Source organism: Clavibacter lycopersici (genome assembly GCF_003576405.1).
GTDB lineage: Bacteria > Actinomycetota > Actinomycetes > Actinomycetales > Microbacteriaceae > Clavibacter > Clavibacter lycopersici.
In genome coordinates, this window is record NZ_QWGT01000199.1 from 1 (window position 1) to 5145 (window position 5145).

Sequence of the window (5145 nt, forward strand, 5' to 3'; positions counted from 1 at the left end):
CCCCGCGGCGGAGCCGGCGCCCGGGGGCGCGGCGGCCGCGGCCCCTGCGGCGTGGACGGTCTCGGTGGTCATGTCGTCCCCCGGGTCACTCGGCCGTGAGGCGCATGGTGGACGGGTCGATGTAGTCGTCGAACGCGCGGATGCTGACGCCGTCCGCGGTCACGACCGTGGTCGGCACCGCCGCGAGCGGGGCCGCGGAGACGGTCTCGAGCACGGACGCCTGCGCCTCCTGCATGGGGGCGCAGCGCTCCTCGGGATCCACGACCGTCATCGCCTCGGTGAGCGCGGCGTACCCGGTGTCGTCCACGACGCCCGTCTTGTTGCGGCCGCCGTCCTCCTGGCTCGGGCCCATGACGCGGAGCAGCGACGAGGTGAGCGTGCCCATGAGGTTGATGTCGCCCTGCAGCGTCACGTCCCAGCCGGTCGGCGAGCCCGTCGTGGTGGACCAGTTGGCGTTGTCGAGCTCGTCGTAGCTGACGTCGGCGCCCGCGGCGCGGAGCACCTCGGCGATGTACTCGTTGCCGGGTCCGAAGAGCTGCGTGCCGACGAGGCGGATGGAGACGCCCGCGAGCACGGAGGACGCGGCGTCGGGGTCGTTCGGCACGAGGAGCGCGTCGTCGGTGCTGACGCAGGAGACCGCGTCCGAGCTGACCGAGGCGATCCGCTCGCCCCGCCCGTCGGTGAGCACGTCGGTGAGCGCGACGCCGTCCACCGCCTGCGCGACCGCCCGGCGCAGCTCCGGCTTCCCGGCGAACGGCGATCCCTCGCGCTGGTTGAAGAGGAGGTAGGAGGTGAGGCCCGTCACCTGCGTCTGCGCGAAGGAGTCGTCGCCGTCGAAGCGCTCGACCTCCTCGCCGCTGAAGCTCGCGACATCCACGCCGCGCGAGAGGAGCTGCGTCGCGAGGGTCGCCGGGTCGGCGATGGGCGTGAACGTGACGGTGGTGGCGGGCGTGCCCTCGAGCGGATCCGCGAACTCCGGCCACGCGTCGTAGTCGTCGCGGAGGGTCATCTCGTACGAGACCGCGGGCTGCGAGGCGGTGAGCGTGTACGGGCCGGAGAAGGCGCCCGCGACGGTCCCGGCGAGGAGCCCGTCGGGGTCGGCCAGGCCGGCGGGGCAGACGATGCCGGAGTGCGGGAGCGTCATGCCGGTGAGGAAGTCGGCCCAGTCCTCGGAGAGCTGCACGTGCACCGTGCCGGCCGCGTCGTCCGGCGTGATCTCGGCGGACGCGCCGCCGAGCGCCAGGGTGCGGCCGGTGGACGCGGTCTCCGGGTCCGCGAACCGCGTGAGCGAGTCGGCGACGACGGTCGGCGTGATGGGGGTGCCGTCGGCGCACGACGCGTCGTCGCGGATCGTGAAGGTGTAGTCGGAGGCGCTGGCCGCCTCCCAGTCGGTGGCGATGCCGCCGACGAGCTGGTTGCCGTCGTCCTTGCGGAGCAGCGTGTCGAACAGCATGCGGTCGACCACGTAGTCGTCGGCGGCGCGGGCGAGCGCCGGGTCGAAGCCGCCCGGGTCGGTGCCGAGGGTCGCGTTGATGCTGTCGCCCGCGCCGCCCGCCCCGCCCGCGGCGCAGGCCGTGAGGGAGAGGGCGGACAGGGCGACCAGCGAGGTGGCGGCGAGGTGGCGTGGTGCGGGCATCGGTCCTCCGGTGGGGCGGGTGCTGCGGATGGGGAGAGGGGCGTCGTCGCCGTCCGGGGCACGGGTGCCGCCGGTCCGCGCTCTGCGGCGCGATGGGTCGATGCTCGGCCCTCTGCGCCCGCTCCTTCGCGTCTCCGGCCCGCATCGGCAGGATTCTTGACACATCAGGCGCGCCGATGCCAGATTCGTGCGATGGCCGACCCCTTGGATTTCCAGCTCATTAACGCCGTGCAGATCAGCCCGCGCATCTCGTGGGCGCAGCTGGGCGGGATCCTGCAGGTCGACGCGTCCACGCTGTCCCGTCGCTGGCAGCGCCTCAAGGACGAGCGCGTGGTCTGGTCGACGTGCTTCTACCTCGAGCCGCCGAGCACCGCCGCCACCGACGGGCTCGCGCTCCCCCGCCGCACCGCGCTCGTCGAGGTGATGTGCCGGCCCGGCCACCGCGAGGACGTGATCCGGGCGTGCGCGGCCAGGCGCCAGATCACGAGCGTGCACTGCACGAGCGGATCCCGCGACCTCTACCTCACCCTCTCCGCGGCCGACCTCCTCTCCATCGACCGGCTGGTGGACGAGCTGGGCAGCGCGGTGCCGGGCATCGCCGGGACGCGCACGCACCACGTCCGCCGCTTCTTCCAGGAGGGCTCGAGCTACCGCGTCCCCGCGCTCACGGCGGCGCAGGCGCGCGCGGTCGAGGCGACGCTCCCGCAGAACCCGCGCCGCGCGACGCCCACGCAGGCGTACCTCGACCTCATCGACGCCCTCACCGACGACGTCCGCCGCCCGGTCTCCGCCGTGCAGCAGCGCGTCGGCAAGTCGCTCGCGTCCGTCTCGCGCGGCATCGACACGCTGCTCGCCGCGAGCTGGGTCGGCTGGCGCATCGACTTCGCCTACAACCAGCTCGGCTGGGAGAGCTCGGCCATGGTCTGGCTGAGCGTCGCGCAGTCGGAGATGGAGAAGGTCGCCGCAGCGCTCCGCCTCTTCCCGCAGCTCCGGATGTGCGCGTCGGTCACCGGGCAGGCGAACCTGGTCGCGTCGCTCTGGCTGCGGAACCTCGAGGAGCTCGACGACATCGAGGGCAAGCTCACGCGCGTGTTCCAGAACCTCCGCATCGTCGACCGGTGGGTGGTGCCGCGCGTCGCCAAGCGCACGGGCCACCTCTTCGACGACGAGGGCAGGTGGAGCTCGTTCGTGCCCATGGGGCTGGATCCGCACGTCGACGGCTGAGGACGCCCGCCGCTCAGTCCCCCGCGCGCACCCGGGCCCGCCGCAGCACCGGCACCGCGAGCGCCGCCAGCAGCACAGCGGCCGCCATCGCCGCGCCGCCGCGCGTGATGGCGACGAACACGATGCCGCGGAGCGCGTCGAGGTCGCGCGGCAGGCCGTCGACCGCGACGGGCACCAAGGCCGCCGCGACGGCGATCGCCCCGAGCGCCGTCGCGAGCGCGCGACGCAGCGCCCGCTCCCCCGGCCGCGGGACGACGTGTCGCCGCTCCGCCCGCCGCAGCCAGCGGACGGCGGCGACCGCGAGCACGACCAGCCCGCCGACGGACGACGCGTACTGGATCCACCGGAACCCCGGCAGCGGACCCCACGGCTCGGCGAGCCCGGGCAGGAGCGCGGATCCGGCGCGCCCCTCGTGCGTGAACGCGTCCCAGGCCACGTGGGTCAGGACGCCGAGGAGCAGGGCGATGAGCGCGAGGAGCGCCCCGCGCCACGTCGGCCGGGCCCGGTGCGCCCACGCGGCGGGCAGCCGGGACCCGACAGCGGCGGGGAGGAGGTATCCGGCTGCCGGCCGCAGCAGCACCAGCCAGACCACGAGCAGCACCGCGGCCACGGGCAGCGCCGTCACGACGAGGCTCGGGAACCCGTGCGTCTGGGCGTAGGTGAGGCCGCCGGGCAGGAACAGCGGAACGTCGGGCGCCATCGCCCCCGCGGCGACGGCCGCAGCCGGGAGCGGGCCGCGCACGGCGGGGAGCGCGACGACGGCGTGGCTGACGGTGAAGGGCATGCCCCATCCTGACGCCACCCCGCCCGCCGCGGGCCGCCCACCGCGCCGGACCCCCTACCGTTAGAGCATGAGCACTTCCGACACCGCCTCCGCTCCCGAGACGGACGCCCCCCGCACGACCTTCAGCGACCTCGGTCTCTCCGACCAGGTGCTGAAGGCACTCAAGGACGTGGGCTACGAGACGCCCTCCGCGATCCAGGCCGCCACGATCCCCTCCCTCCTCTCCGGCCGCGACGTCCTCGGCGTCGCGCAGACCGGCACGGGCAAGACGGCCGCGTTCGCGCTGCCGATCCTCTCCAACCTCGACGTCTCCCAGAAGACCCCGCAGGCCCTCGTGCTCGCGCCCACCCGCGAGCTCGCGCTCCAGGTGTGCGAGGCGTTCGAGCGCTACGCGTCCGGCATGCGCGGCGTGCACGTGCTCCCCGTCTACGGCGGCCAGGGCTACGGCGTGCAGCTGTCCGCGCTCCGTCGCGGCGTCCACGTGGTCGTCGGCACCCCCGGCCGGATCATGGACCACCTCGACAAGGGCACCCTCGACCTGTCGCAGCTGAAGTTCCTCGTGCTCGACGAGGCCGACGAGATGCTCAAGATGGGCTTCGCGGAGGACGTCGAGACGATCCTCGCGGACACCCCGAAGTCGAAGCAGATCGCGCTGTTCTCGGCGACGATGCCCGCGCAGATCCGCCGCATCTCGGGCAAGTACCTGCAGGACCCCGAGGAGATCACGGTCAAGAACAAGACCACGACCTCCGCGAACACCACGCAGCGCTACCTGATGGTGTCGTACCCGCAGAAGGTCGACGCCCTCACGCGCATCCTCGAGACCGAGAACTTCGAGGGCATGATCGTGTTCGTCCGCACCAAGAACGAGACGGAGACGCTCGCCGAGAAGCTCCGTGCCCGCGGGTACGCGGCGGCCGCGATCTCGGGTGACGTCGCGCAGGCGCAGCGCGAGCGCACGGTCGAGCAGCTGAAGTCGGGCAAGCTCGACATCCTCGTGGCCACCGACGTCGCGGCCCGCGGGCTCGACGTCGACCGGATCAGCCACGTCGTCAACTACGACATCCCCATCGACACCGAGTCGTACGTGCACCGCATCGGCCGCACGGGTCGCGCGGGCCGCAGCGGCGCCGCGATCAGCTTCGTCACGCCGCGCGAGCGCCGCCTCCTGACCGCCATCGAGAAGGCGACGCGACAGCCGCTCACCGAGATGCGCATGCCGAGCGCGGAGGACGTGAACGTCACGCGCCTCTCCCGCTTCGACGACGCGATCACCGCGGCCCTCGCCGACCGCGAGCGCCTGGACGCCTTCCGCGACATCGTGGGCCACTACGTCAGCCACCACGACGTCGTCGAGTCCGACGTGGCCGCAGCGCTCGCCATCGTGGCGCAGGGCGACACCCCGCTGCTGCTGTCCGCCGACGACCTCCGCCCGCCGCGCGTCGAGCGCGAGCGCCGCGACGACCGTCCGGGCCGCGACGGCGACGACCGCGGCGAGCGT

The 5145-nt window shown here is 73.6% G+C and carries 4 protein-coding genes; 2 read left to right on the top strand and 2 right to left on the bottom strand.

What is annotated here, in order from left to right; all coding sequences use genetic code 11:
* Positions 1-85: 85 nt before the first annotated feature.
* The gene (locus DZG00_RS11930) at positions 86-1636 is read right to left on the bottom strand and encodes an ABC transporter substrate-binding protein (protein ID WP_158586994.1); all 1551 of its coding nucleotides are present in this window, start codon (positions 1634-1636) and stop codon (positions 86-88) included.
* Between the two features lie 192 nt (positions 1637-1828).
* On the opposite strand from DZG00_RS11930, the gene DZG00_RS11935 reads away from it, so the two are divergent.
* Positions 1829-2860, top strand: a complete 1032-nt coding sequence (locus tag DZG00_RS11935) for an Lrp/AsnC family transcriptional regulator (RefSeq protein WP_119382971.1) — start codon at positions 1829-1831, stop codon at positions 2858-2860.
* 13 nt (positions 2861-2873) lie between these two features.
* Here the strand turns inward: DZG00_RS11935 and DZG00_RS11940 are convergent, their stop codons facing one another.
* Positions 2874-3644, bottom strand: coding sequence for a DUF4184 family protein (locus tag DZG00_RS11940; protein ID WP_119455654.1), 771 nt, complete (start codon positions 3642-3644; stop codon positions 2874-2876).
* Positions 3645-3711: 67 nt separating this feature from the next.
* On the opposite strand from DZG00_RS11940, the gene DZG00_RS11945 reads away from it, so the two are divergent.
* On the top strand, positions 3712-5145 hold a 1434-nt coding region (locus tag DZG00_RS11945; RefSeq protein ID WP_119455655.1), incomplete at its 3' end, for a DEAD/DEAH box helicase.

Excerpts from the sequence above, each read along its gene's own strand:
- DZG00_RS11930 (WP_158586994.1), bottom strand. The coding sequence starts at position 1,636 with ATGCCCGCACCACGCCACCTCGCCGCCACCTCGCTGGTCGCCCTGTCC.
- DZG00_RS11935 (WP_119382971.1), top strand. The coding sequence starts at position 1,829 with ATGGCCGACCCCTTGGATTTCCAGCTCATTAACGCCGTGCAGATCAGC.
- DZG00_RS11940 (WP_119455654.1), bottom strand. The coding sequence starts at position 3,644 with ATGCCCTTCACCGTCAGCCACGCCGTCGTCGCGCTCCCCGCCGTGCGC.